This is a genomic window from Lentihominibacter faecis (assembly GCF_014306095.1).
In the GTDB taxonomy this organism is placed as follows: domain Bacteria; phylum Bacillota; class Clostridia; order Peptostreptococcales; family Anaerovoracaceae; genus Lentihominibacter; species Lentihominibacter faecis.
This window is the reverse complement of the sequence record NZ_JACRWC010000109.1, coordinates 39,574-63,659: the sequence shown is the minus strand read 5'-3', so window position 1 is coordinate 63,659 and position 24,086 is coordinate 39,574. Positions and strand designations below refer to the sequence as shown.

Here is a 24,086-nt window from a genome sequence, read left to right as displayed (position 1 = left end):
AACCACATTATACTGAAATAGGTGATTTTTTGGTATAACCTCTACTGCGCACCCGCATAGCGGGTGGTTGATACTTCGCACGCTATGCGTGCTCAGCACGGGCTTATAGCCCTAAAAATAGAAAGATCCGGGAATAATCCCGGATCTTCAAACGACTCAATTTAAAAGTTTGTTATCTCTGTCTGTGTCTTCTTCCTGTGATTGCAACTGCTGCCATCGCGATGATCGCTGCCAGTGCAACTCCGCCTACTGCGAACAGATTGAAGTCATCGCCAGTCTTAGCGCTCTTGTCTGCCTTAGCAACTGCACCATTATCCTTTGATGGTTTATCTAAGTTTCCAGGCTGTGTCGGCTCATTAGAGCCAGATCCAACCTTTTCCCATGCAGCGAATACTTCAGTGTCTTTTGTGATTTTCTGATCAAAATCAAATTTTTCACCATATGCAAAAGAATCTAATTTAGTATCATCGTTCTCATTCCACTTTGCCGTTCCGTTGTACCATCCTAAGAACTTATAACCATCAACAGCTTTTGGATCAGTGATAGCATAAGCTTTTCCGTCGAACTCATATTCTTCATTAACTATAGCCAGAAACTCTTTAACACTTTTTCCGTCTGGAACTGTGATGGAATCACCTTGTTCATAATCAATAGATCCTTCTGGCTGCATAGCATAGAAATCCACACTGTGCCCAAGCGGTTCCAGTTCAACCTGTCCAGCATCTTCCTTATCTAAATAGTAGTAAGGACGATCCCCCCTGACAGCCTTATGTGTAGCCCCCAAAACACATGCATAGTCATCATCATTATAAATAACGAGATATTCATCTTTATCAAGAACTAAAACAGCTTTGTCATTTACAACATACTGTCCAGGATCATCAGTAAATTCTCCGCCAGAAATTTCCGGGGTATAAGGATATCCCGTTGTGTTTAAATCCCCATCAAAAGTTCCTCCGGAGATTTTAACAAATCCGCCATTACTACCTGTATAGCCAAAAATATTACCTGCACCATCGTTACTAGCTGTAAATGTACCACCTGTAATAGTCAGTTCACCTTTATCCATCTCAGCGTTGCCATATCCATTTGCAATAACAGATTTCGCACTGTCTGCGACTTCAAAAGAACCTCCTGAAATATTAGCAATATTCCAGTTAAGTACAACTGCTCCGGAAGTATTGCTGAATTTTCCATCCTTAATAGTCAAATCGCCGAAATCATCATTTTTAATAGTATTTAAACCGCCACTGAAGGTTCCGCCATTAATAGTTAATTTGGCATTAATTTTTGCAGTGTTTTCGCTTCCATTATACCAGCCATTATCAATCAAGCTGGAAAAATGTCCTGTCTGAGACACTTCAACGCCACTATTGATCGTCATCTCACCCTGGTTCAAAATATTGTAGTAGGAGTTTCCACCACTAACAGAATCACTCTTACCAGTTTCCTTAGAACGAGTAAACTTTCCCCCACTCAAAGTCGCTGTCGCTCCCTGCTTATTATATACAGCCGCTTTTGCATGAGACACATTATCCACAGTTCCATCACCTTTGATAGTCAGTGTTCCTTCATTAGTGATAGTGTGGTTACCAGCTTCGTTTGTCAACGTCTGCCCATTCAGATCCAACGTAATGTTCTTGTCAGCTGGAATCGTGATGCTGGCTGCAAAAGATGCTGTTAACTTAATAGTGTCACCCTTTTGAGCAGCTTTAATTTCATTAGCTAAAGCTGTTGCATCACCAGCAACTCTTACTGTATCTGCGCTTACCGTCATCGGCACCGCCATCACAAACACCATGATGAGGGAGATGATGCTGCACAGCATAAGTCTTCTCTTTTTCATGTTTCCACCTCTTAATTCTTTTCGTCGAGCCGTTATAAATATAAAACGTTTCTTCAATTATAGCACTCCACCCCCCTAGATACAAGTTTTTTTGAAAGAACACGCTGCTTATTCATTACATTTAAAAGATCTTTTTTTACATCTACAGCACGAGACCTTATGTTTCGCATATGATAATGTCTTAATATATATCAAATGACGGCATCACTTTATGTGAAGGAACTGTACGTGCACATCCTGCTGAAAAACTGCTTTTTGCTGACGAGCCACATCTGTGCCGCCCAAGATATCAGTACTGCGGGGAAATGATCCAGATGGACGCTTCCCTTCATCCATGGTTCGGAAGATCCAAAACCACCAGCATCCCTCAGGCTAAAGGCCGGATAGAGCGACTGTTTCAAACACTACAGTCACGCCTGCTGGTCGAATTACGGCTGGCAGGCATATCCAATCTCGAGCAGACAAATGAGTTCTTAGCATCCTGCCTCAAAGAATTCAATGCACAGTTTACTCTTGATATGGATTGTACTAGATCTGTTTTTGAAAAACAACCGGATGCCGATAAAATCACCCAGTTTCTTGCAGTCCTGACGCCCAGGAAAATCGATGCAGGTCACTGTATACGATTCCGCAGCAAATACTACGCTCTGACGGATGAACAGGGATGTCAGGCGGATTTCTACAAAGGGACAGCTGCAATCGTCATCCGAACACTTTCCGGTAAACTCTATGTGTATGCCATGGCAGGTAAAGAAGAGCCGTAGGCCTGCTGATCATATCCCTGAAATGTTTATGCCGCGAAAGGCGTTTGACAATGAGCTGCGACATGAGAGGCTTATCTGCCGGGAGGCCAAAGTGATATGCTGCTGCCTCCCGCCTCCCAGGCTCATGTCGCAGGAGCCTCGTTGTCAAATGCACCGTGGAATAACATTTCATTGATTACATAGACAAAAGCACCGATTGACCGGTGCTAATGTTGAACTATTTTTAAGACATTTTCAAAAACGGTTGACAGGTTTTTCTTTTTCCCGCTCTCGCACTTTTCTGGCTTCCACTCTCGCGCTTTTCTGGCACGTTTTTCTACGAAATCATATTTTCTGATAGCAATATGCAGAAAACGTTTCTGCATACTCGCTTTTATACGGACGCTTTTCAGAATGAAGCCAGAAACGCCAAATCCATCCGCCGCCCATTGCCAGATATAAGGATATTTTCAAATATATTTCTGTATCTTATAAACTGTAATGTAAATATCATACATTTATCGGTTCGCACGCCCTTCCTTTTGTTGTTTCCCCCGTCCTTTTTCTGTTTTTGTCTTCAAAAAAGGCGATTTCTGCACATTTGAAATATCTGGCATCCTAACCCACCTGTAACTATTCTGTAAAAAAAAAGCCCGGAATCGCTTCCGAGCCAGTATCATGAACAGTACAGTCGGCGAGGACCGCACGTACTTGTATGGAGGTCTTTTAAACAGCAACTCTTCATGAGGACGGCAGGCAGAGAGCCTGCCGTCTGTACACATGATCCATGAAGGAGTTTGCCTTCGCAGAACCACGAGAGGCTCTGCACTAACATGATTGGTTGAATTAGTTAAAATGCTTTTTCATAAACACCCAGCACCAGTTCTTCGGTGCAAGGGCGTGGATTTCCGCCTGTGCAAACATCTGCCATAGCAGCTTTAGCCAGATCCGGAAGATCCTTCTTCAGCACGCCGATCTCGCCCAGATTCTGCGGAATATTGACATCCAGCGAAAGCTTGCGAACCGCATTGATCGCTGCGTCTCTGTATTCTTCCTGGCTCATATCGTCTACCCCTTCTACGCCCATAGCCCGAGCGATCTCACGATACTTCTCACCAGTGTAATCCTTGTTAAATTCCATAACGTAAGGCAGCAGCACTGCATTAGCCACGCCATGCGGCGTTCCGTAAAATGCTCCCAGAGGATGAGCCATGCCATGTACCACGCCAAGCCCTACATTAGAGAACGCCATGCCGGTCACATACTGACCGAGAGCCATATCTTCTCTGCCCTTCGGGTCGTTTTCTACAGCCGCACGCAGAGATCTTGAAATCAGCTCGATCGCTTTCAGATTCAGCGTATCTGCCAGTTCCCATGCAGCCTGCGTCGTATATCCTTCGATCGCATGTGTCAAAGCATCCATACCTGTGGACGCCGTCAATCCCTTCGGCATGCTGGACATCATTTCCGGATCAACTACCGCTACGACCGGGATATCATGCGGATCTACACATACGAACTTTCTCTTCTTTTCTTCATCAGTAATAACGTAGTTGATCGTCGTCTCTGCTGCCGTTCCCGCAGTCGTAGCCACCGCGATCATCGGTACAGCCTTGTTCTTCGTCGGTGCAACACCTTCCAGCGAAACCACATCGCTAAATTCCGGATTGTTGATGATGATACCGATGGCCTTTCCGGTATCCTGCGGAGATCCGCCACCGATGGCAATCAGATAATCAGCTCCAGCCTTCTTAAAAGCCTCTACCCCTTTTTTCACAACTTCTACAGACGGATTTGCCTTTACTTCATCATAAATCGCATATGCATAGCCCGCTCCGTCCAGAAGATCTGTCACTTTCTTTACCACCTGGAACTTTACGAGATCCTTGTCTGTAACGATCAGAGCCTTCTTAAAACCTCTGGCCTTCACTTCCGTCAAGATTTCCTGGATCGCACCTGCACCATGATAACTTGTTTCATTGAGCATAAATCTGTTTACCATCGTTTGTACCTCCTTAGCGTTTCGTTCCCTGTTATTCATTGTTTTATTTTTATATAAAACCCCTTTTTTGTTCCCTATTGTCATTATACGTTTTTCTGCAAAAAAAATAAGGACGACCCTTGCGAAAAAAAGTGTCCTTATTTGCAGAATATTTGCAAAGGTCTTTGCAGAAGCCCTGTCCGGTTTTCTGCAAAGAGCGCCGCTAGCGTCGAAACAGCTCCCGATATCTGCGCGGCGTCATATTGTATTTCTCCTTGAATTTACGGTGGAAATAGCTGGTATTTTCATAGCCCACACTGAGGATCACATCGTTGATCGGAAGATCCGACTCTGTCAATAGTTCCTGCGCCCGATAAAACCTCTTGTTCAGCACCATCTCCCGAAACGTCTCGCCGGTCTTTTCTTTTAAGAGCCTTGACAGCGAATACTGTGACTGATGCAGCTTGTCCGCCAGCTCCGTCAGACTGGCATGCTGAAAATGACTGTCTATGTACTCCATGCTCTCTTTGACCAGCATATCATCGAATTTTTCCTGCACGCCACGGTTCAAACGATCCGTATAATAAGCAAGATGCATACATAAAAGTCCCATTGTAGTCTGCAGGATCGTATCGTTCTCCTGGTCATGGATCAGCATAGACACCATATTCTCGATCAGATTCTGCACCGGCACCACGTCTGCCACTTGAAAATACAGAAACTCTCCCTGACTGCTGTTCTTTCTCAAAACATTGATCAGAAAATCCGTAATAACATTGTTGAAACTCAGCATCGTGTACGGTTTGTCAAAGAACTCCGGTCTGATCACGAAGTTCACCGAAATATCATCCTTTTCCGCTTTCTTGATCTCGTGCCATGAATACTGATTTAGAAGTAAAAACTCCCCCGCCTGCACCGTGATCTCCTGCCCATCGATGATATGTGTGCAGGAACCTTTGCAGACGTACATCATCTCAATAAAATCGTGGCGGTGGCGCGGGAATGCTATAAATCTCGTATGCGTCCTGATCTGGATCAGCTTCTGGTCGTTTCCCATCATCTTGCGCGCGGTCACAATAAAGGGATCTCCTTCTGTGTACAAATCCTTGCGAATCCCTGCACCTTCTTCCAGAATCTCGCGTTCTTCCTCCCGGACAGCTTCCAGGATCTCAAGCAGTTCCTGTCTCATCTAGTTCGGTTTCCTTTCTCCTACTGCGATCTGCAAAAACTTCTCGATGGCCTGCAAAGGGTCATCCTTGCCGATGGTCAATCTAATGTACGGTTCTCTTCCGCCGTTTATCATCATCCTGCCTCCATATGTGGATATCAGGCCTGCCATGATCCGCTCCGTAAGCTTGACATTTTCTAAAAGTTTGAATATGATCTTGTACCCCTGCTGAGAGATCTCCGAGATCCCCAGTTTGCCTGCCATGGCCCGTATCTTGGATATTTTGATAAGGTTCATGGTCGCTTTCGGAATATCGCCAAACCGATCCAGCAGTTCATCTATGATCTCCGATTCATCTTCGTCACTGGTGATCATGGCGATCTTTTTATACATCTGCAGCCTGAGCATTTCGTTTTCAATGTAACGTTCCGAAAGGATCGCAGGGATCGGCAGATTGAATGCCGTTTCTTCCGCTTCCGGGATCTCCTCGATCCCGCGGGCTTTGTCGACAGCCTCTTCCAGCATTTTGCAGTACAGCTCATATCCTATATTCAACATATGGCCCGACTGCTCCGTTCCCAGAAGATTCCCGGCGCCACGAAGCTCCAGATCACGCATGGCGATCTTGAAGCCGGAGCCAAACTCCGTAAATTCCTTGATGGCTCGCAGCCTTTTTTCCGAGATCTCAGTAAGCGTCTTATCTTTTTTATACATTAAATACGCATATGCCATCCGATCCGAGCGACCTACCCGCCCGCGAAGCTGATAGAGCTGCGCCAGACCAAAATGATCAGCATCCAGCACGATCATGGTGTTGACGTTAGGGATATCCATGCCGGACTCGATGATCGTGGTAGAAACCAGCACATTGTATTCCCCATTGGAAAAGTCCATGATGATATCTTCCAGCTGGTGCTCCCGCATCTTGCCATGTCCCACAGCCACCGATGCCTCCGGAACCAGCCTCTCTATCTCGCTGGCGACCCGATTGATGGAATCCACCCGGTTGTACAGCACATAAACCTGACCTCCACGCGCCAGCTCCTTTTCGATGGCCTCCCGGATCACAAAATCATCCATTTCCATAACGTATGTCTGCACCGGATATCGGTCTTCCGGCGGTTCTTCAATAGTACTCATATCTTTGATCCCGGAAAGAGACATATGCAAAGTTCTCGGGATCGGCGTTGCCGAAAGAGTCAGCACATCTACATTCTCTTTCAGCTGTTTTATTTTTTCTTTATGCTTGACGCCAAACCGCTGTTCCTCGTCGATGACCAGAAGTCCCAGATCCTTGAACTTTACATCAGAAGAAAGCAGCCTGTGAGTTCCGATCAGCAGATCGATGCTCCCATTCTCCACACCTTCCAGAATAGCCTTCTGCTGCGCTGCGGTACGAAAACGGGACAGCATTTCCACTTTAAACGGAAACTTTTCGAATCGATCCTTCATCGTATAATAATGCTGATTAGCCAGCAGAGTCGTCGGCACTAACACAGCCGCCTGTTTGCCGTCCGCCACACATTTAAACAATGCTCTGGCCGCCACTTCCGTCTTGCCAAATCCCACATCACCACACAGCAGCCGGTCCATAGGCACATCACGTTCCATGTCCTGCTTGATCTCTTCAATGCATCGCAGCTGATCTTCCGTTTCGGTATAAGGAAAGCTGTCTTCAAACTCACTCTGCCATACGGTATCTTCCGAAAAAGCATAACCTTTCTCATGCATCCTGGCCGCTGATACCCGGATCAGTTCCTGCGCCATATCATCGACTGCTGCACGGGCTCTCGCCTTGGTCGCTTTCCACTCGCCACCGGAAAGTTTGTTGAGTCGCGGCGCCACACCGTCTCCTCCAATGTATTTCTGAAGCATTCCCAGCTGATCCACCGGAATGTAGAGAGAATCCTCTCCCGCGTACTTGACTTTCAGATAGTCCTTACGCACCCCCTGCACAGTCAGCTGTTCGATACCCACGAATTTACCGATTCCGTGACTTTCATGGACCACATAATCGCCCGCCTGCACATCCGCAAAACTCTTGATCTGCTCTCCACGCGTTTTCCTGCGTTTTCTCCGGCTTTTCCGATTGCCGCCAAAGATATCGCCCTCCCATATCCAGACCTTCTTTTCATCTGTGAATTCCATGCCTGCTGTAAGGGTTCCCTGCTTCATGGCGATCCTGCCGTCCAGCTTTTCCCGGATCAGAAATTCCCGCAGGTTTTTCTCACGTTCCTGACTGCTGCATACGATGGTAACGTCAAAATTTCTCCGCACATAACTGTCCAGCTCGCTTTTGAGCAGGTCCATCCGTCCGTTAAACGCCGGCGTCTGTCTGCAGTTGACGCTGATCAGTTCTTTCAGGAAAGGCGCATTTTTGATGGTTCCTGTAAAGGGAGTAAAAATATAGCCCGGCTTTTCGTAAAGCAGAAAATAATCTTTTTCCCCGGAAAGTCCCTTGAAATCCTCGCCGATCCCTCGTCCTGAACTTAAAATCGTCTCAATATCTTCGCCACGCTCCTTGTCCCAGACTTCCAGCGTCTCCAGAATGCGAGCCGGATCATCGATAAAAACCTCCGGAGCATGCATATAATCCCAGATATACATAGTTTCCTCGTAGAAATAATGGAGGAATTTTTCCAGATACTGAATATTGATCATGTTCCCGGCATATTCCAGCAGCTGCCCTTCCCTCTGTTTCAGCTGATGGATCAGCTCCGTTCCAGGTTCTTTCTTTTCCAGCTTTCGAATCTGTTTCTCATAAGCTGCACGTATATTTTTTTCTGCCTCTGCAAAAAGCTGGTGCTCCCGAGGGATCTGGGAGCACGGATAAATGCTCACGGATTTCAGGTGCTCCTCCGAACGCTGCGTATTCAGATCAAAGGTACGAATGGAGTCCACCTCCGTATCGAACAGTTCGATACGGTATGGATTGTCGCTATCCGGTGTAAACACATCCAGGATCCCGCCGCGGACACTGTATTCGCCTCTTCCTTCTACCATGGAAACTCTTTCATATCCCTGTAATGTCAGCTTTTCCCGGATCTTATCCAGCTCGATATCTTCTCCTCTCGTGATTTCTATCACGTTTTCTGCAAAGATTTCTTTTGGCGGAAGTTTTTTGATCGCGCCGGTCACGGGAGCGATCACGATACAGTCTTCTCCCCGGCTCACAGCACGGAGCACGCTCATCCGTTTCAGCAGATCATCGTTGCTGCGTGCTTCAAACTGTATCAGAGATTCTTCCTCCGGAGGCAGAATATAGATATTCTCTCCACTAAAAAAAGAAAGGTCCGATGCCAGCCGCTTCGCTCTGTTGAGCGTAGAAACGACGATCAAGCTCTGACCTTTTTTATCTTTTCGGAGATTTGCTATGATCGGTGCGATCCGACCTTCCGACGCACCTGCTATGTTAATCATTCCTTGTTTTGTCACGATCTTCCCTTCCCGATAATCTAGGTTTTACATTATATTCATTCATAGCCTTATCAATACCCTTTTCTAAAATACATCCTACTGCATCTGCTGCACGATCCACAGCATCCTCGATCAGCTTCTCGTCCTGCTTTGAGGTTTTACCAAGAACAAAATCCTTCCATTCGGCACCTCCACCGCTTTTACCGATTCCGATCCTGATCCGCGGGAAATCCTTCGACTGGATCTGTCCGATAATGGACTTCATCCCGTTGTGACTGCCTGCGCTTCCTTTTTTTCTGATACGGATCGTTCCGATTTCCAGATCAAAATCATCATAGATCACGATCAGATCTTCCAGGTCGATATCATAATAGCTGACGATTTCCCTCACAGATTCACCACTGAGGTTCATATACGTCTGAGGCTTTACCAGCAAAGCTTTCTGACCGAAGATGAAACCATCTCCGGTCAGCGCCTTGTGTTTCAGTTTATTGACCTTGATATCGTGCTTTTCCGCCAGCTTATCGATGGCTAAAAACCCCATATTATGTCTTGTCTTTTCGTATTTTTTCCCCGGGTTTCCGAGACCCACGATTACAAACATCTGTCCTGCTTTCTACTCGCTTTTCCGTGAATTCTAGTCAAAAAGTTTACTGATCGATCCATTTGTGAAGATCCGTGTCATGGCTTCTGCAAACAGCGGAGCAACGGATACGATCCGCATTTTTTCGATTCTCTTTTCTTCCGGGATCGGCAGTGTATTCAGAAGAACCAGTTCTTCAATAGCAGAATTTTCGATTCTCTCGATTGCAGGTCCGGAAAGTACAGCATGTGTCGCACATGCTCTTACACTGACAGCACCCAGATCCTTCAGTGCATTGGCAGCATTGGTGATCGTTCCTGCTGTATCGATCATATCGTCCACCAGGATGCAGTTCTTGCCTTCGATATCCCCGATGATGTTCATGATCTCGCTCTTGTTTGGCTCCGGTCTTCTCTTATCCACGATGGCGATCGGTGCATTCAGAGGCTGTGCCATGTTTCTGGCTCTGGTTACGCTTCCGTGGTCAGGAGAAACAATGACCACATCTTCCAGTCCCTTTGCCACAAAATATTTGGACAGGATCGGCATGCCAACCAGGTGATCTACCGGAATATCAAAATATCCCTGAATCTGTGCTGCATGAAGATCCATCGTAACAACTCTGTCGGCTCCTGCTGCCACCAGCAGATCTGCTACCAGCTTGGCTGTGATCGGATCTCTTGCCTTGGCTTTTCTGTCCTGACGTGCATATCCGTAATAAGGGATGACCGCATTGATCCTTCCTGCAGATGCTCTCTTCATGGCATCGATCATGATCAGCAGTTCCATGAGATTGTCATTTACCGGATCACATGTAGACTGTACGATATAGCAGTCTGTTCCTCTTACTGTCTCCCACAGATTCACGGAAATCTCACCATCACTGAACTTGTTTACAGTGGCTTTTCCCAGCGGTTTGCCCATAATAGACGCAATTTCTTCCGCCAGTTCAGGGTGTGAATTTCCTGTAAATACCTTGTAGTTTGAAAATACACTATTTTTCATTTGTTTCTCCTACCTCTGCTTTCTGTTTAAACTGTGTGCTACTTCTTTAAAATACCTCTTTTTTCAACCCATCCTTCGATAGATTTCCCTTTTGATCTTGCTACGTAAAGGGCTCCGTCCTCTACGTCATTTGTAATGGTGCTTCCCGCAGCAATATACGCATCTTTGCCGACATGCACCGGTGATACCAGATTGACGTTACACCCGATGAATGCACCGTCTTCTACCACCGAACGATACTTTTTACTGCCATCGTAGTTGACGAATACCACGCCGCATCCCAGATTGACCTTCTTGCCCACGTCGGAATCTCCCACGTAAGTCAGATGCGCTGCCTTGGCTCCGTCATCGAGCCTGGAATTCTTGATTTCCACAAAGTCACCGACTTTGCAGTGGCTGCCGACCTCACTGTTCGGTCTCAGGTATGCGAACGGTCCCACACTGGTCTCGTTGCCCACCTTGCTTTCCAGAATAACGGAACTCTGGATCGATGTGTCGTTTCCGATGATCGAATCCTTGATCCTGGTATTCTGTCCGATCGTGCAGTTTTCACCGATCTCCACATCGCCTTCCAGTACGACACACGGATAGATGACCGTGCCCTTGCCGATCCTGACTCCTTCATCAATATATACTGCTTTCAGATCGATAAACACCACCCCGGCGTCCAGATATTCCAGGTTGCGCTCGATTCGTCTGGCTTCCATTTCTTCATATTCTGCTCTGTTCATACGGAACTCCTTACCGATTCTTATCTTTATCCAGAATCATTTCACCAACTTTATAAATATCGCCAGCTCCCATCGTAATGACAAGATCACCTTCCTGTGCATTATTATATACGAAGCTTGCTATCTCCTCAAAATCTTCGAAGAAGTATACATCCTTGCCCGGATCATGTTCCTTGATCTTGTTCATAAGTGTCTTGGAGCTGATCTTATGGATGTTCTTTTCACGCGCTGCGTAGATCTCCGCCAGCACGACTTTATCCGCCTCATCAAAGGCTGTTGCGAAATCATCCAGCAGTGCCATTGTTCTCGTATACGTATGCGGCTGGAACAGGCACCACAGAGTGTTGTGTTTCATGTTGCGTACCGCTGCCAGCGTCGCCTTGATTTCTGTCGGATGATGTGCATAGTCATCGACGATGCGGATCCCGGTAGACGTCTCGCCCAGCAGATCAAAACGGCGCTGCGTTCCTGTATAACCGTCCAGCGTCTTCACGATATCCTCCACGGATACTCCCTGGATGTGGCAGCATGCAAACGCTGCGAGCGCATTCAGGATATTATGCTCGCCCGGCACAGCAAGTTCGATCTGGCAAAGTGCTTTGCCGCCGTGATTTACATGGAATTGCGGCATTCCGTCATTGTTGAAGTTGATATCAGATGCATAGTAGTCACAGCTTTCACTAAGCCCGAATGTAATGGCATTCGGCAGTCCGCTGATGACGCTCTTTACGAAAGGATTGGCATCGTATGCGATCACGGCACCGTTTTGCGGAACCAGTTTCGCAAACTTGTCAAAAGATTTGGCAATATGTTCCACATCCTTGAAATAATCAAGGTGGTCGGAATCGATATTCAGAATGATCTCGATTTTTGGCTTGAGATTCAGGAAGCTGTCCATGTACTCGCATGCTTCCGTTACAAAATAGTCATTCTGCCCTACATAAACATTTCCGTTGATTTCCGGCAGATTGCCACCGACCAGGATCGTTGGCTCCTTGTGTGCATTTTTTAAGATCAGCGAAACCATGGATGTCGTTGTCGTTTTCCCATGAGTTCCTGAAATCGCAATACTGCTGTCATACTCTGCCATCAAAGCACCCAGAGCCTGCGCCCGTGTTACAGCCGGGATCCCCAGCTCTTTTGCTTTCGCCAGTTCCGGGTTTTCCATGCTGATCGCAGAGGAGTAGATAATAAGATCTTTGCCCTCTACGTTCTCCGCCTTGTGACCTATATAAATCTGTGCACCGTCATGCGCAAGCTTGGCAGTCATGTCGCTTTCTCTCATATCCGATCCGGAAATATCATATCCTCTCGCCATCAAAATCTCTGCCACTGCAGACAGCCCGATTCCGCCGATGCCGATACAATGGATTTTTTTATAATCCGGTAAATTAATCATAATCACGCCTCCCTAATCATAGATATTGAGATTATACCATATTTAACACGAAAAATGCGGTCTAATATGAAAAAAATTGTTTTTTGCTCACAAGCCTGTTATGATGGTTGTAAAGTTATTACACAGGAGAGTATCATCATGAAGCGAAGTCAAAGAGTTGGCGCCATCTGCCAGATTTTAACCGAATCACCCGGGAAGATTTTCAGTCTCAGCTATTTCTGCGAAAAATTCTCCGCGGCCAAGTCCAGTATCAGTGAGGACATCAGTGCTGCAAAGGAGGCTGTTCGCATAGCCGGATACGGATATATCGAAACGATTCCCGGTGCGTCCGGAGGTGTAAAATACGTCACGGACATTTCCCCGGAAAAGGCCAAAGAAGTACAGGAGAATCTTTGCACCCTGCTGCAGGAGGAAAGCCGGATCCTGGGAGGCGGCTTTCTTTACACGTCCGATATCATGTACAACCCCGACATCGTCAAAGGCATGGCTCAGATCTTTGCAAAAAAATTCCGTGATGCCGGAGCCGATTACGTCGCTACCATCGAAACCAAAGGGATCCCTGTCGCCTTTATGACCGCGCAGCTTCTCAATATTCCTGTCATCGTGATCCGAAGAGAAACCAAGATTTCAGAAGGTGCAACGGTCAGCATCAACTATTTCCCCGGCTCGTCGGAACGTTTGCAGAAAATGTCCATTTCCAAGCGTGCAGCAGCACCCGGATCTAAAGTCCTGATCATCGATGACTTTATGCGGGGCGGCGGGAGCATCAAAGGACTGGTTGAGATCTTCTCCGAAGTAGACATCAGCATCGTAGGGATAGGAGTCGCCATCGTAAATATCGAACCGGAGAAGAAGAAGGTACAGAACTATTTCCCGATCGTTCATCTGGGAGAAGTGGATGAAACCGCAAAATCCGTCGAAGTCATACCAAATTGTCAGATTTTTTAAAATTTACTTGTTTGCAAAACTATTCTGTTGTATAATACTTACATCACTAATGAAGCATTGCGGCACGAAAGGCGGTACTACAAATGAATATTACTGATGTAAGAATTCGCAAGGTTAACGATGAGGGCAAAATGAAAGCCGTTGTTTCCATCACCTTCGATGATGAGTTCGTTGTACACGACATCAAGATCATTGAAGGACAGAACGGTTTATTCATCGCTATGCCTAGCAGAAAGATGGGTGAAGGGGACTTCCGAGACATCGCTCATCCACTGGTTTCCGAGACAAGAAACAAGATCAGAGATGCGATCTTTGCAGAATACGAGAAAGTCCTTGCACAGAAAGCAGCAGAAGGTGAAACCATCACAGAACAATAATCGGATAGCAAAAGAGCCATCATGAAGAGACGGCTCTTTTTTTGCGCACTTTTGTGAGTATTTTTCTATTCTATGGTTTTGACACGGATCAGATTTGTTGTGCCAGGCACCTGCAGCGGCATGCCCGCACTGAGAACGATACAGTCGCCTTTCTTGACGAACTTCATCCGCTCCGCCCCCTCGATCGCTTTTTCCATCAGATCATTCCAGTTGCTGCTCCGCTGAGTCAGAACCGGATACACCCCACGTGTCAGGGCCTGCTGATGATATGTCTTGGAATCCGGCGTGGCAGCAATGATCGGTTCCACCGGCTTGTATTTAGCCATCATCTCTGCCGTATAACCGGAGGTCGTGATCGCAACGATCGCACTGGCCTTGATATCATGTGCCGTCGTGCAGGCAGCATGCCCCATAGCGTTTGACACGTCACGATCGTTTGTTTCTACTTCCAGGAACTTATACTGATTTACTTCTTCTGCATCTTCTTCCGCCTGGCTGACGATCTTCGCCATCGCTTTGACGGTTTCCACCGGATAATCCCCTGCAGCACTTTCTCCAGACAGCATCACGGCCGATGTTCCATCAAACACCGCATTAGCCACGTCCGTTATCTCTGCACGTGTCGGCGCTGGAGAATGTGTCATGGATTCCAGCATCTGCGTCGCAGTAATGACGGTTTTTCCTGCTTTGCAGCATTCTTTTATGAATTTTTTCTGGATGCCCGGAAGTTTTTCAAAATCCACTTCCACGCCCATGTCACCGCGGGCGATCATGATCCCGTCAGAAAGCGCCAGGATCTCCTTGAAGTTTTCGATCCCTTCCGTATTCTCGATCTTGGAAATGATTTTGATACGGTCTCCGCCATTTTCATTGAGAAGTGATCTGAGGACTTTTACGTCTGCTCCGCTTCTCACAAAGGAGGCAGCAACATAATCCACGTCCATTTCGATACCAAACAGGATATCCTGCCGATCAGCTTCACTGATATATTCAAGATCCAGCGACTGGTTCGGAATGTTCACACCCTTGCGGTTGCTGACCTTGCCGCTGTTTACAACAATGCAGCGCACTTCATCTTCTGTAGTGCCTGCCACTCTGAGCCGCACCCGTCCATCATCGATCAGGATGGATGTTCCCAGACTTACCTGCGACGGAAGCGCCTTGTATGTCGTGCTTACTCTTTCTTTTGTGCCCGGGCATTCTTCCGATGTCAGTGTGAATTCATCGCCCTCTTCCAGGATCTCGCTTCCATTTTCGAAATCTCCAAGACGGATCTCAGGGCCCTTCGTATCAAGCAGTATCGCTGCAGGACGATCCTGTTCATCCCGCACGCGACGAAAAGTTTCTATAGTCTTACGATGTTCCTCGTGTGTTCCGTGAGAAAAGTTGAGCCGCGCTACATTCATGCCGGCTTCCAGCATTTCACGCATCGTATCTGCATCCCGGCTCGCCGGGCCGATCGTGCATACGATCTTAGTTTTTTTCAGCATATTATCACCTCGTATTATCATCCATAATTTCTGTTATTATATCACCAAATAATGCGAGGTGCAATCGTGCCGCTGCACGCGCAGTGTCAGCTTCCGCCTACTTCCTCCGGGCATGATCCGCACGAATAGCCTTCGCAGTAAACGAATTATTTTTCCACCAGCTCCACAGGCTGACCACCACCGTCACCACTGCCGACAGCCCCTGATAAAACTCTTCCTCTGTATAGGGCAGCGGGGTGCGACCCGATGCTGCGATCAGCTGATTCACAAGAACCGCCGCCAGTGTAATACTTCTGAGGATCGTCTCTCGATCCGGCATCACAGATTCCTGCAAAGCATCCGCAGACGATATCCGCACTCTCCGCGTTACGACCTTTTCCAGCCTTCGCATTCTTCTCATATCAATACCTCCTTTCCAACAAACATCAGCCAGCTTTAATAATATAGTTCATAACGATATACGGCTGCAGGTTGTTATGTGCACTGCCGCTTCCCACAGCTGCTGCCGTACCGGAAACACTGTGAGAATGAGAGCCTCCTGAACGCACGGAATTCCATGTTAGATCCGTACATCCGGTGGAAGCCACACAACCATTCCAGCTTCCAGATTTTCTCGATGCGATACCACCCAGCGCATGAGTGTGCGCCCCGCCGGACGCAGCTGTACCCGATACAGAATGACTATGACTCGCCATCTCTGCAGTCGTCAATGTATGCGCCTTCTCACCGCCGGTTTTCCCCAACGTGTTAAACGCAGTATCCGATCCGTTCTTTCCAACCGGGATCCGGCCTCTCAGATCCGGCAGCTGAAATGTGGCATCAGTTCCGCCGGATCCAGCAGCTTCTCCCGTCAAAACTTCATACAGCCTCGGATATGTCTCGCACGACACTGTACTTCCGTCAAGCAGCAGCCATCCAGCCGGGATCGCATCGCTGAACCATCCCATCACTGCACCGACCGGGGTCGATCCGAATACCGACATACCGTTCACCGTCAAATCACTTCCTTCTATATGAAGACCGCTTCCCAACGATTCCTCCGGCACGCAGTTGATACCGATCTGATACGCCGGTGTCCCATCCTCATCAGCAAGCTTTCTCATGTAGATCCCCGGACATCCACTGTCCAGCTCCAAACTTACGGTATCTGAAGAAAGCTCATCTGTAACGGTCACTTCCAGTTCAAAGCTGCCGGCCAGAGAAAAGCCTTCCGGATCATCCCCGATCACCGGGATCTCCAGCTGATACAGACCTTCCTCATACCTGAAATCCGATGCTAAAACAGCCTTGGTACCTGTCACCCATCCTTCCGAAGACTTGTCCCGGTACCGGTAGCTGCACGTTTTGATCCCATTCATCACCTGACCGAAACTTTCATTCCACAACCATACTGACATCTTCAGATTGGTTTCCTTTTCCACGCCGTTTTTACGCTCTGCATCTGCGCTCTGGATCACGATCGGTCTATATGATTTCAGCGTCACTTCCTTCCGCACGGTAGTGTAAAGGCCACGCGTATCATATGCCGTAACGTCGATGGTGTTTCCCCATGCCGGATCTAAAACAAGATCAACATCTCTGTCTGCTGCATACGCAGCCTGCACGCTGGTACCGCCGCTTTCCAGAAGATAGGACACCATCTGTGCACTGTTACGTGCTGCCGCCCGGCTGGCTGCCGGTACAGTCACCTCAAGCTTCGAATATCCTTCTATCAGGATCCCGTCGCTTCCCGTCAGTGCCCGCGCCTGCTGATTTCCATCCTTCCACGTAAAGTCTGAGAACACCGGCTCACTCCCGGTCACCTGAATACTCACCGTTTTAGATACGGTCGCGCCCACCTGGCAGATTCCCATCGCTCCGCCATCATAATACGAAGTCAACGTCAGCTGACAGTCTGCTTTCGTCAAGGTCGTCATCCGTTCATAGAATGCTGCCGGTATCTCCCAGCGAACAGATTCATCGCTGACTGGTGCTCCCGCTGCTCCCAGAAGATAACCGCTCAATGCTCCCGAATCGGACTCACCGCGAAAAGAATATGCCAGTGTATGCACATATCCTCCTTTGCGAGATGTCGTGATCGCAAGCTGCTCCCCTACATTTACAGCATCCGCGCAGCTCAGTCCATTCGGCTCTACGATCAATACCGTTCCTGAAGCCGTCTTGCTTCCGATGTTGCTTCCGGAAGATCCACTGCCCGTATAAGTAGTGACTGTCACCACCACTGCCGCACTGGACTTCCCCCCAAGTGCCGAGTAGACCGCATAGTAAAACACATCCCCTGAAAATGTAACACTGGTCCCTACGCCGGTTTTACTTGCCACCTCAACTCCGTTTACCTTCACCGATACAGTATGGGTAAACGAGCTGGAATTTCGACTGATCCCCACGGTAAAAGGCTCTCCCGCTGTAAATGATGCTGCCGTTGAGATCCCTGATGCCCGCGGGATCCGGTCCAGCGTAACCGTGCCGCTTCCAGAATACGTCCCCGCCTGGTTCGTTCCCGAATTGGAATACTTTACGCTGATCCCCACCGACCGTGTTCCATCCGCATTGTGCGCCACCGTTTTCGACGCACTGCCGATGGCGATATAGCTGCTCTGCCACGTGCCATACCGTTTGATGGAATATGCCGTTCCATCAATGGTTATAGTTCCTGAGAACGTACCGGTCGTCGTATATCCATTGGTTTTTCTAAAATAAGCCGTTGCCGAAACTACAGACGAGTTTTTCTCCGATCCATTGGAGCTGGAGCTCCACGCCAGATAAGTCGCTGCCGATTTGGACGGCGATGAAATACTTATTGTGCCACTTGCCATATTGATTCCTCCAATCTGTTCATAAAACTACTTTCCTATTCCCTGATGATCCACATACATGCATTACGCTGATCGATAGGGATCATGCTGGTTTTTCCAGAAGACACCTGTCCATCTGAGATCACCCTCCGGACACTTACTCCGTTCACATCGTATTCCACGATACGATTCTGTCCCGGTCTGTTGTCGGTGATCTTCATGCCCGATGGATCTATAGTAGTCTTCACACCCTGGTCACGATCATCTTCCGGTGCAATGATCAGCATATCCTTCGTCAGTTTCACATTGGTACCGAATACTTCGTTAGACGCCTGATTCCACGTCGTCCCTGCTCCCACGCACAGCATCAGATCCCCGACATAAGCCTTGCCGGCTTCCACTGCGATATCCAGCTTCATCTCTTTATCATCCGGTACGAACTCATAATGTATCAGCTCCCAGTCCCCGATGATTTCCCGGCTCTCAAACACCATATCTTTTCCCAGCGAGATCTGCAAAGAATGTGCAGCAGGCTTTTTCACACGGCAGGAGAACGTGTGCATCTGTCCAGCGGTAACCGGCACTGTCGTCTTCAGATAGCTTGGACCTGTTATGCAGAAGGCTCTCTGAGAAATCAGATTGGTACTGTCTATCTCTATGATCGGCTCAGCACCTTCCTTCGTTATCCAGCCGTCAAACTTATTATCCACTAAATGTCCGGTGGAATTGTATATCAGATTTGTTCCGCCCGTCGAACTGACAGACGCTTCGATCATCCTGTCCAGCGGCTTGCCTTTCAGTGCTACCCGCGTGCCGTCGATCCTGGTGCCGTCGCTGGCATTGATGGTCTCGATCACACCTTCGATATCAATGACATCCGCTGCCACGCTTCCTGACCGTATCATACCAGCTACGATCTTGCCATCGCTGGTCATGGCTGTTTCAAACGGTCCTTCCAGACCATTGGCACTGAATCCCAGTCCGTTTTGATTCCATCTCCATACATGACTGTCAGGCTGGATCTTTTTCGTATTGGAAATGTAGATTTCCGATGGCAGTCCATCATCATCATAGGCGAAGGATACCGTCCCTCCGTTTTTTCCAGTCAGTTTACCGGTAACATCCCTGATTGCCTCCTGCATATCGCTGTACAGTTTTGTGATACGCTGCACCGTCGGCGATGCACTGGAGAAGCTGGCATCAGATGTCGTCTCTCCCTTCGCTGTGATCTTGGATACGATCCCGCCATCGAAGATCAAGGTCTGGCTCATGATCGGAATACGATACGAATTCCCTTCCGTATCCACAGCTGTGATCACATCACCCGCCTGTAATGCCGGATTTCCGCGCCACTGCAGCTCAGCAGGCTGATAACTCATGCGGTAGTTGATCGCCGTGCGATACTGCAGCGACCAGGTAAGCCCTGCTGCAGGATCTGTCAGCATCGACTGATCTGCTTTAAGGAGTACAAAATCATGTTTTTTGATTCCCGAAACAACATACTGCTCTCCATCCTGTGTCAGAATATCTTCTTCTGAGAAAGACTGTGGTTCTTCACAGACCCACTGGACCAGCCGTGTAAATACAGCCGACGGGGTCTGTGTTTCTCCTTCTCCTTCAACATCCGGCTGCAGCGGTATTCCACTGGCGTCAGACAGCTGAAAATCTCTGCTTCCAGCAGAAGTCACCACGACGCGATCCGTTGCCAGATTCCATCCAGATAGGTCACTTACCCGCAGGATATCACCTCTGCACAGATCCACATCGCGTGCTGCCTTCCAGATACCATCCCCCTGGTATTCTGCTTCAAACCCTGATTCCTCCAGCTGCCCGCTGTAAACAGCTGTAAAATTCACCGGTGTCACTTCTGCGATTTTATCTTCCCAGATATCGTCCAGATAGGTCTTTTTCATAAACGGGTTGGTGAAATTCACGATCACACCGAAACCTCCTCTCCCCTGAGAATAAGAAGTTTCTTCCGTACCGGAAATGATCCCGGTCACCGTCAGAGGAGAATCCAGCGTCCTCACAAATCCATTGAGATACTGTTCCTTCGGTGTGATTTCTACATCCGTATCTTCATACCAGCTGAACTCCAGCTTATTTTCTCGATTGAAACGAGCGAAACATCCCATGAGTCCGGCCAGATATCCGATCATCTGACGCAGAGTCAACTCCTGCGGCAGCGCGTCGATCTCATAGTCTGCGAATTTCACATCTTCTGCGAATGTCACATCTGCCAGTGCTGCGATTTCCAGCGCGATCACTTCCATCTTCACCGGGAATCCCACGTGATCTGCTGCATATGGCTGTTCCAGCAGGCACATGGAGTCATATGCCGTGATAGTCATGCTGCCGCAGCTGCCGTCGCTCTTGACTTCGCTGGGATAAAATATACCCAGCGGTACATATTCGATCTGACCATCATCCAGTGAAAGTCCGCTGAACGCCCGCAGGATCATGTGGTCGTAATCCAGACCTGATGGGGCCTGGATCAGCTTTAAGGTCAGTTTCCCGCAGCAGGCACTCCCCATGGTGATCACATCCTCGGAATTTACCATTTCCTCCAGTTCCATGCTGATAATGCAGTCGTCTCCCTGCAGGGTGTGGATCACCTCACCCTGCAGAGAATACAGACATTCAACCTTCAGTCGAAGGCTCCTGTTATCTGCCAGAATCTGTTTCTCATACTTTTCACTTACTTGCAGCATTCCTCTCACCTACCTTTCTGTAAATGTAGCCGACAGGTTCTGCCACATCCAGCTGCCGTCCGGCTTCTGACGAAGCATTGGGGTCGTCCGGTTTCCTACATAAAATTCACTGCGCTTTCTTTCTCCTGTGAGAGCGTCCGGATACTCCAACAGGAAGAAAACATCCTCCATCATGCACAGAAGGCCAGCCATATCATCTCCGCTCAGAGCTCCCCAGGAGCAGGTCAGCGTCCGTTTACTGGTCATACGGTCCCGAAAATACTGTCCCATCTGATTTCTTCCGGTTCCTCCGTCAAGATCGGAGATATCCCACTGCAGGCTCTGTGGATCTTTCAAATCTGTAAAATATCCGAAGACTACCATCTCCCCTTCATGAAACAAAGCCATGATCTCATCCGCCAGCTTAAAACTGCCGTCTCCTCTCTCTGTTACCGTCACTTCTTCCGGCAGTTCCTGATGTGCACCGGAAGTTTTGACGATCAGCAGAGTATCACCTGCTGCCAGATCACCGCTTGCTTCTAATAAAAAAGAGCCTCCGCTCAAGGAAGCTCTCATCTGCTGAATCCGTCTTAATATACTCATTGTAATATATCCTCCTCGTCTTTATTCTTACACATGCAGCGGGCTCATACCCGTCTGCTTCACGATACCATTGTGATAACGGATCACCTGTTTTCCGATCTCTTTTCCATCCAGATGGTTGTTGATATGGAATGTGAAGTTTCCTCCATCGCCTCCGCTCATGGCGCTCTTCACTGCTTCGAATACGCCCCGGGACACGGCTTCCACGATCTGTCCGTTGTTCATAACTCCGCTTCGGCTTCCGAAGGATCCTACCAGCTCCGGTCCCCTCTCTCTGGCTATAAACATCTGCCCTGCTTCCAGGATCCCGCCATCTGCCAGCTTCGGAAGACTCGCCTTCGGGATCAGACTGATGCTGACTCCCGGGATCTTGTTGATGATCTTGACTACCTTGTTGAGACCTCCGATAAAGCCATTGATAATGCCCTGTGCGAATCTTATTACGGTGTTGACAGCGCTCTTAAATGCACCGCCTACTGCAGAACCGATCTTAACGCCGATGTTCTTGAAGATGCTGCAGATCTTATCCCAGATTCCGCTGAAGAACGAGCCTACGCTTGAGAAGGCATTCTTGATCGCCTTCCATGCTCCGCTGAACTTTTCGCCGAACCAGTCTGCCACCTTGTCGAAGATCTTATTGATCACGCTCCATATTGCTGAGAAGATGCCCGTTACGAATCCAAGTCCTGCATCAAAGAGTCCTTTGACTCCTTCCCACATCTTTCCGAAGCCTTCCAGGATCTTATCTCCGTTAAGGGTGAAGATACCGACGATCACGTCGATGATACCGGAGATAAAATTCATAGCGCCTTCTGCAATTCCCATTATGAACTCCCAGACCGCAGTCACTACCATCATGATCTCTTCTCCGAAGTTGTTCCAGATAGCTTTCACGATATCCACTACCGTGCCGATCACCGCCTTGATGGCATCCCACACGACAGAGACGATATCCAGAATCGAGTTCCACAGAGAAGAGGCTGCATCCATCAGTGAAGATCCATGCTTGTCCCACAGTTCTTTGAATACCTCGAAGATCGCTGAGAAGATTTCCAGGATCCCTTCTCCCAGCGTCTGAAGGAATTCTACAATGCCTTCCCAGACTTCCTGAACTTTTTCGATGAGACCTTCTCCGTGCTCTTCCCACAGCTCCGTCAGGAATCCGAAAATACCAGATAAAAGATCTGCTACGATACCGACTACTTCTGAAATGATGTCGATCAGCCCTACGATACCGTCACCGAAACTCTCCACGAAAGAATCAAAGGCATCCGTTTTCGTGATTCCCATGATGGATTCCTTAAAGGTATTGAATGCATCTATGGCAGGCTGGAATGCCTCCTTTACCTGCGCCCAGGCTGCTGTGATCTTCTCCCGGAAAGCCTCGTTGCTATCCATCAGCTTCTGAAACAATGCGACGAATCCTACGATTGCGACTGCTGCCAGAGCAACACCGCCAACAAGTCCGACTGTCATCATTTTGCCTGCCACCGCGCCGATTGAGGATGCTGAAGCAGACAGCTTTTCGCCTGCTCCTTTAAATCCCCCCTCCAGTATCGAAGGGATCTGCTTCACGGAAGCTTTCGCCTTCCCCGGAAGTTCTTTTAACGCAGTCGTCGCACTGGATACCAGTGATTTAAACGAACTGCTCACCTTAGACGGAAGCTGCTTGACCTTCTCCATAAACTCCTTGAAATCGAAGTTTTTGATATGCTCTTTCATGGTGGAGAAGCCGGTTTTAATGTCCTCAACCATATTAGAAGCTTTCTTGGCAACAATTCCAAAAGCCGATGCAACTTTTTCAGGCAAAGCCTTAATGCTGTCCTTGAATTTATTAACAGCATCGGGACACTTCTGCAAACCCGCCCCTATTTTCTTGACACTTTCTGTTACAGATTCCTCAAATTTTTTTATAAATTTACTGTCCACATTTTTTGCCAAGCTTTTTTGGACAGTTTTTGCCATATCTTTTAATGACCCAAAAGCTTCATATGCGCCTCCTGCTGCAACAGCAATATTCAAAATTCCTTCTATCGCCGAAACATTTCCTTCTTTCATCTGCTTCATTTGTTCCTGACAATCTTTTAAAGAATCACTTAAAGCTTTCACTGATGAAGCCGCCTTGCCTATGCTTTTTAGATCCAGCTTTGTTTCTTTTTTTTCTTCCATAAATTCTCTCCTTTCATCGTCTTATAATGTATTTTTATAAATTCTTCTCCCTCATAGGCATCACCTCCTTTGTTATATGCAATAAAAAACTGCTCATGATTCACACTCATGAACAGTTTTTTACTGCATATCTTTATTTCT

At 47.9% G+C, this 24,086-nt stretch carries 17 protein-coding genes; 3 read left to right on the top strand and 14 right to left on the bottom strand.

Annotation, left to right across the window (positions count from 1 at the left end; genetic code table 11):
- Positions 1-172: 172 nt before the first annotated feature.
- Entirely contained in the window at positions 173-1,846 is a 1,674-nt protein-coding gene (locus H8876_RS09295) for an autotransporter outer membrane beta-barrel domain-containing protein (RefSeq protein WP_249287511.1), read from the bottom strand.
- Positions 1,847-2,160: 314 nt separating this feature from the next.
- Here H8876_RS09295 and H8876_RS09290 point away from each other — a divergent pair, with 314 nt between their 5' ends.
- Positions 2,161-2,610 carry a hypothetical protein gene (locus H8876_RS09290; RefSeq protein WP_249287515.1) on the top strand — a complete coding sequence of 150 codons (450 nt, stop codon included), beginning with the start codon at positions 2,161-2,163 and terminating at the stop codon, positions 2,608-2,610.
- Positions 2,611-3,439: 829 nt separating this feature from the next.
- Here the strand turns inward: H8876_RS09290 and fucO are convergent.
- The 7 genes from fucO to murC all read right to left on the bottom strand — a co-directional run bounded on the left by fucO (position 3,440) and on the right by murC (position 12,873).
- Positions 3,440-4,591, bottom strand: a complete 1,152-nt coding sequence (gene fucO, locus H8876_RS09285) for a lactaldehyde reductase (RefSeq protein WP_177265623.1) — start codon at positions 4,589-4,591, stop codon at positions 3,440-3,442.
- A 202-nt stretch (positions 4,592-4,793) separates the two neighbouring features.
- Entirely contained in the window at positions 4,794-5,759 is a 966-nt protein-coding gene (locus H8876_RS09280) for an AraC family transcriptional regulator (protein WP_249287510.1), read from the bottom strand.
- Positions 5,760-9,173: a transcription-repair coupling factor gene (mfd, locus tag H8876_RS09275; protein WP_249287509.1), complete on the bottom strand. Its 3,414-nt coding sequence runs from the start codon at positions 9,171-9,173 to the stop codon at positions 5,760-5,762. It lies immediately after the preceding gene.
- Positions 9,151-9,759 (bottom strand): aminoacyl-tRNA hydrolase, encoded by a 609-nt coding sequence (gene pth / locus H8876_RS09270; RefSeq protein ID WP_249287508.1) that lies wholly within the window; start codon positions 9,757-9,759, stop codon positions 9,151-9,153. Before pth ends, mfd begins: the two co-directional genes overlap by 23 nt.
- A 33-nt stretch (positions 9,760-9,792) precedes the next feature.
- Positions 9,793-10,743, bottom strand: a complete 951-nt coding sequence (locus H8876_RS09265) for a ribose-phosphate diphosphokinase (RefSeq protein ID WP_249287507.1) — start codon at positions 10,741-10,743, stop codon at positions 9,793-9,795.
- Positions 10,744-10,781: 38 nt separating this feature from the next.
- Positions 10,782-11,474 (bottom strand): UDP-N-acetylglucosamine diphosphorylase, encoded by a 693-nt coding sequence (locus H8876_RS09260; RefSeq protein WP_249287506.1) that lies wholly within the window; start codon positions 11,472-11,474, stop codon positions 10,782-10,784.
- Between the two features lie 10 nt (positions 11,475-11,484).
- Positions 11,485-12,873, bottom strand: a complete 1,389-nt coding sequence (gene murC, locus H8876_RS09255) for a UDP-N-acetylmuramate--L-alanine ligase (RefSeq protein WP_283241798.1) — start codon at positions 12,871-12,873, stop codon at positions 11,485-11,487.
- 138 nt (positions 12,874-13,011) lie between these two features.
- Here murC and purR point away from each other — a divergent pair, with 138 nt between their 5' ends.
- Together purR and spoVG are read left to right on the top strand one after the other, a co-directional pair.
- A complete protein-coding gene (gene purR, locus H8876_RS09250; RefSeq protein WP_249287504.1) occupies positions 13,012-13,821 on the top strand; it encodes a pur operon repressor in 810 nt (269 codons plus the stop codon).
- Between the two features lie 83 nt (positions 13,822-13,904).
- Positions 13,905-14,198 carry a septation regulator SpoVG gene (spoVG, locus tag H8876_RS09245; RefSeq protein ID WP_249287503.1) on the top strand — a complete coding sequence of 98 codons (294 nt, stop codon included), beginning with the start codon at positions 13,905-13,907 and terminating at the stop codon, positions 14,196-14,198.
- Positions 14,199-14,263: 65 nt separating this feature from the next.
- Here spoVG and pyk read toward each other — a convergent pair whose 3' ends face one another.
- The 6 genes from pyk to H8876_RS09215 form a co-directional block, all read right to left on the bottom strand.
- The gene (gene pyk, locus H8876_RS09240) at positions 14,264-15,688 is read right to left on the bottom strand and encodes a pyruvate kinase (protein ID WP_249287502.1); all 1,425 of its coding nucleotides are present in this window, start codon (positions 15,686-15,688) and stop codon (positions 14,264-14,266) included.
- Between the two features lie 97 nt (positions 15,689-15,785).
- Positions 15,786-16,088 (bottom strand): phage holin, encoded by a 303-nt coding sequence (locus H8876_RS09235; protein ID WP_177264916.1) that lies wholly within the window; start codon positions 16,086-16,088, stop codon positions 15,786-15,788.
- 25 nt (positions 16,089-16,113) lie between these two features.
- On the bottom strand, positions 16,114-18,504 hold the full coding sequence (locus H8876_RS09230) for a DUF859 family phage minor structural protein (RefSeq protein WP_249287501.1): 2,391 nt from the start codon (positions 18,502-18,504) through the stop codon (positions 16,114-16,116).
- A gap of 35 nt (positions 18,505-18,539) precedes the next feature.
- Positions 18,540-21,194 (bottom strand): hypothetical protein, encoded by a 2,655-nt coding sequence (locus tag H8876_RS09225; protein WP_249287500.1) that lies wholly within the window; start codon positions 21,192-21,194, stop codon positions 18,540-18,542.
- A gap of 9 nt (positions 21,195-21,203) precedes the next feature.
- Positions 21,204-21,776 carry a DUF6711 family protein gene (locus H8876_RS09220; RefSeq protein ID WP_249287499.1) on the bottom strand — a complete coding sequence of 191 codons (573 nt, stop codon included), beginning with the start codon at positions 21,774-21,776 and terminating at the stop codon, positions 21,204-21,206.
- A gap of 27 nt (positions 21,777-21,803) precedes the next feature.
- A complete protein-coding gene (locus H8876_RS09215; RefSeq protein WP_249287498.1) occupies positions 21,804-23,945 on the bottom strand; it encodes a phage tail protein in 2,142 nt (713 codons plus the stop codon).
- Positions 23,946-24,086 lie beyond the last annotated feature (141 nt).

Coding starts and splice junctions, on each gene's coding strand:
- fucO (WP_177265623.1), bottom strand. CDS start 4,591: ATGGTAAACAGATTTATGCTCAATGAAACAAGTTATCATGGTGCAGGT.
- spoVG (WP_249287503.1), top strand. CDS start 13,905: ATGAATATTACTGATGTAAGAATTCGCAAGGTTAACGATGAGGGCAAA.
- pth (WP_249287508.1), bottom strand. CDS start 9,759: ATGTTTGTAATCGTGGGTCTCGGAAACCCGGGGAAAAAATACGAAAAG.
- H8876_RS09260 (WP_249287506.1), bottom strand. CDS start 11,474: ATGAACAGAGCAGAATATGAAGAAATGGAAGCCAGACGAATCGAGCGC.
- H8876_RS09235 (WP_177264916.1), bottom strand. CDS start 16,088: ATGAGAAGAATGCGAAGGCTGGAAAAGGTCGTAACGCGGAGAGTGCGG.
- H8876_RS09295 (WP_249287511.1), bottom strand. CDS start 1,846: ATGAAAAAGAGAAGACTTATGCTGTGCAGCATCATCTCCCTCATCATG.
- pyk (WP_249287502.1), bottom strand. CDS start 15,688: ATGCTGAAAAAAACTAAGATCGTATGCACGATCGGCCCGGCGAGCCGG.
- H8876_RS09280 (WP_249287510.1), bottom strand. CDS start 5,759: ATGAGACAGGAACTGCTTGAGATCCTGGAAGCTGTCCGGGAGGAAGAA.
- H8876_RS09215 (WP_249287498.1), bottom strand. CDS start 23,945: ATGGAAGAAAAAAAAGAAACAAAGCTGGATCTAAAAAGCATAGGCAAG.
- purR (WP_249287504.1), top strand. CDS start 13,012: ATGAAGCGAAGTCAAAGAGTTGGCGCCATCTGCCAGATTTTAACCGAA.
- H8876_RS09225 (WP_249287500.1), bottom strand. CDS start 21,194: ATGCTGCAAGTAAGTGAAAAGTATGAGAAACAGATTCTGGCAGATAAC.
- H8876_RS09265 (WP_249287507.1), bottom strand. CDS start 10,743: ATGAAAAATAGTGTATTTTCAAACTACAAGGTATTTACAGGAAATTCA.
- murC (WP_283241798.1), bottom strand. CDS start 12,873: ATGATTAATTTACCGGATTATAAAAAAATCCATTGTATCGGCATCGGC.
- H8876_RS09230 (WP_249287501.1), bottom strand. CDS start 18,504: ATGGCAAGTGGCACAATAAGTATTTCATCGCCGTCCAAATCGGCAGCG.
- H8876_RS09290 (WP_249287515.1), top strand. CDS start 2,161: ATGGACGCTTCCCTTCATCCATGGTTCGGAAGATCCAAAACCACCAGC.
- H8876_RS09220 (WP_249287499.1), bottom strand. CDS start 21,776: ATGAGTATATTAAGACGGATTCAGCAGATGAGAGCTTCCTTGAGCGGA.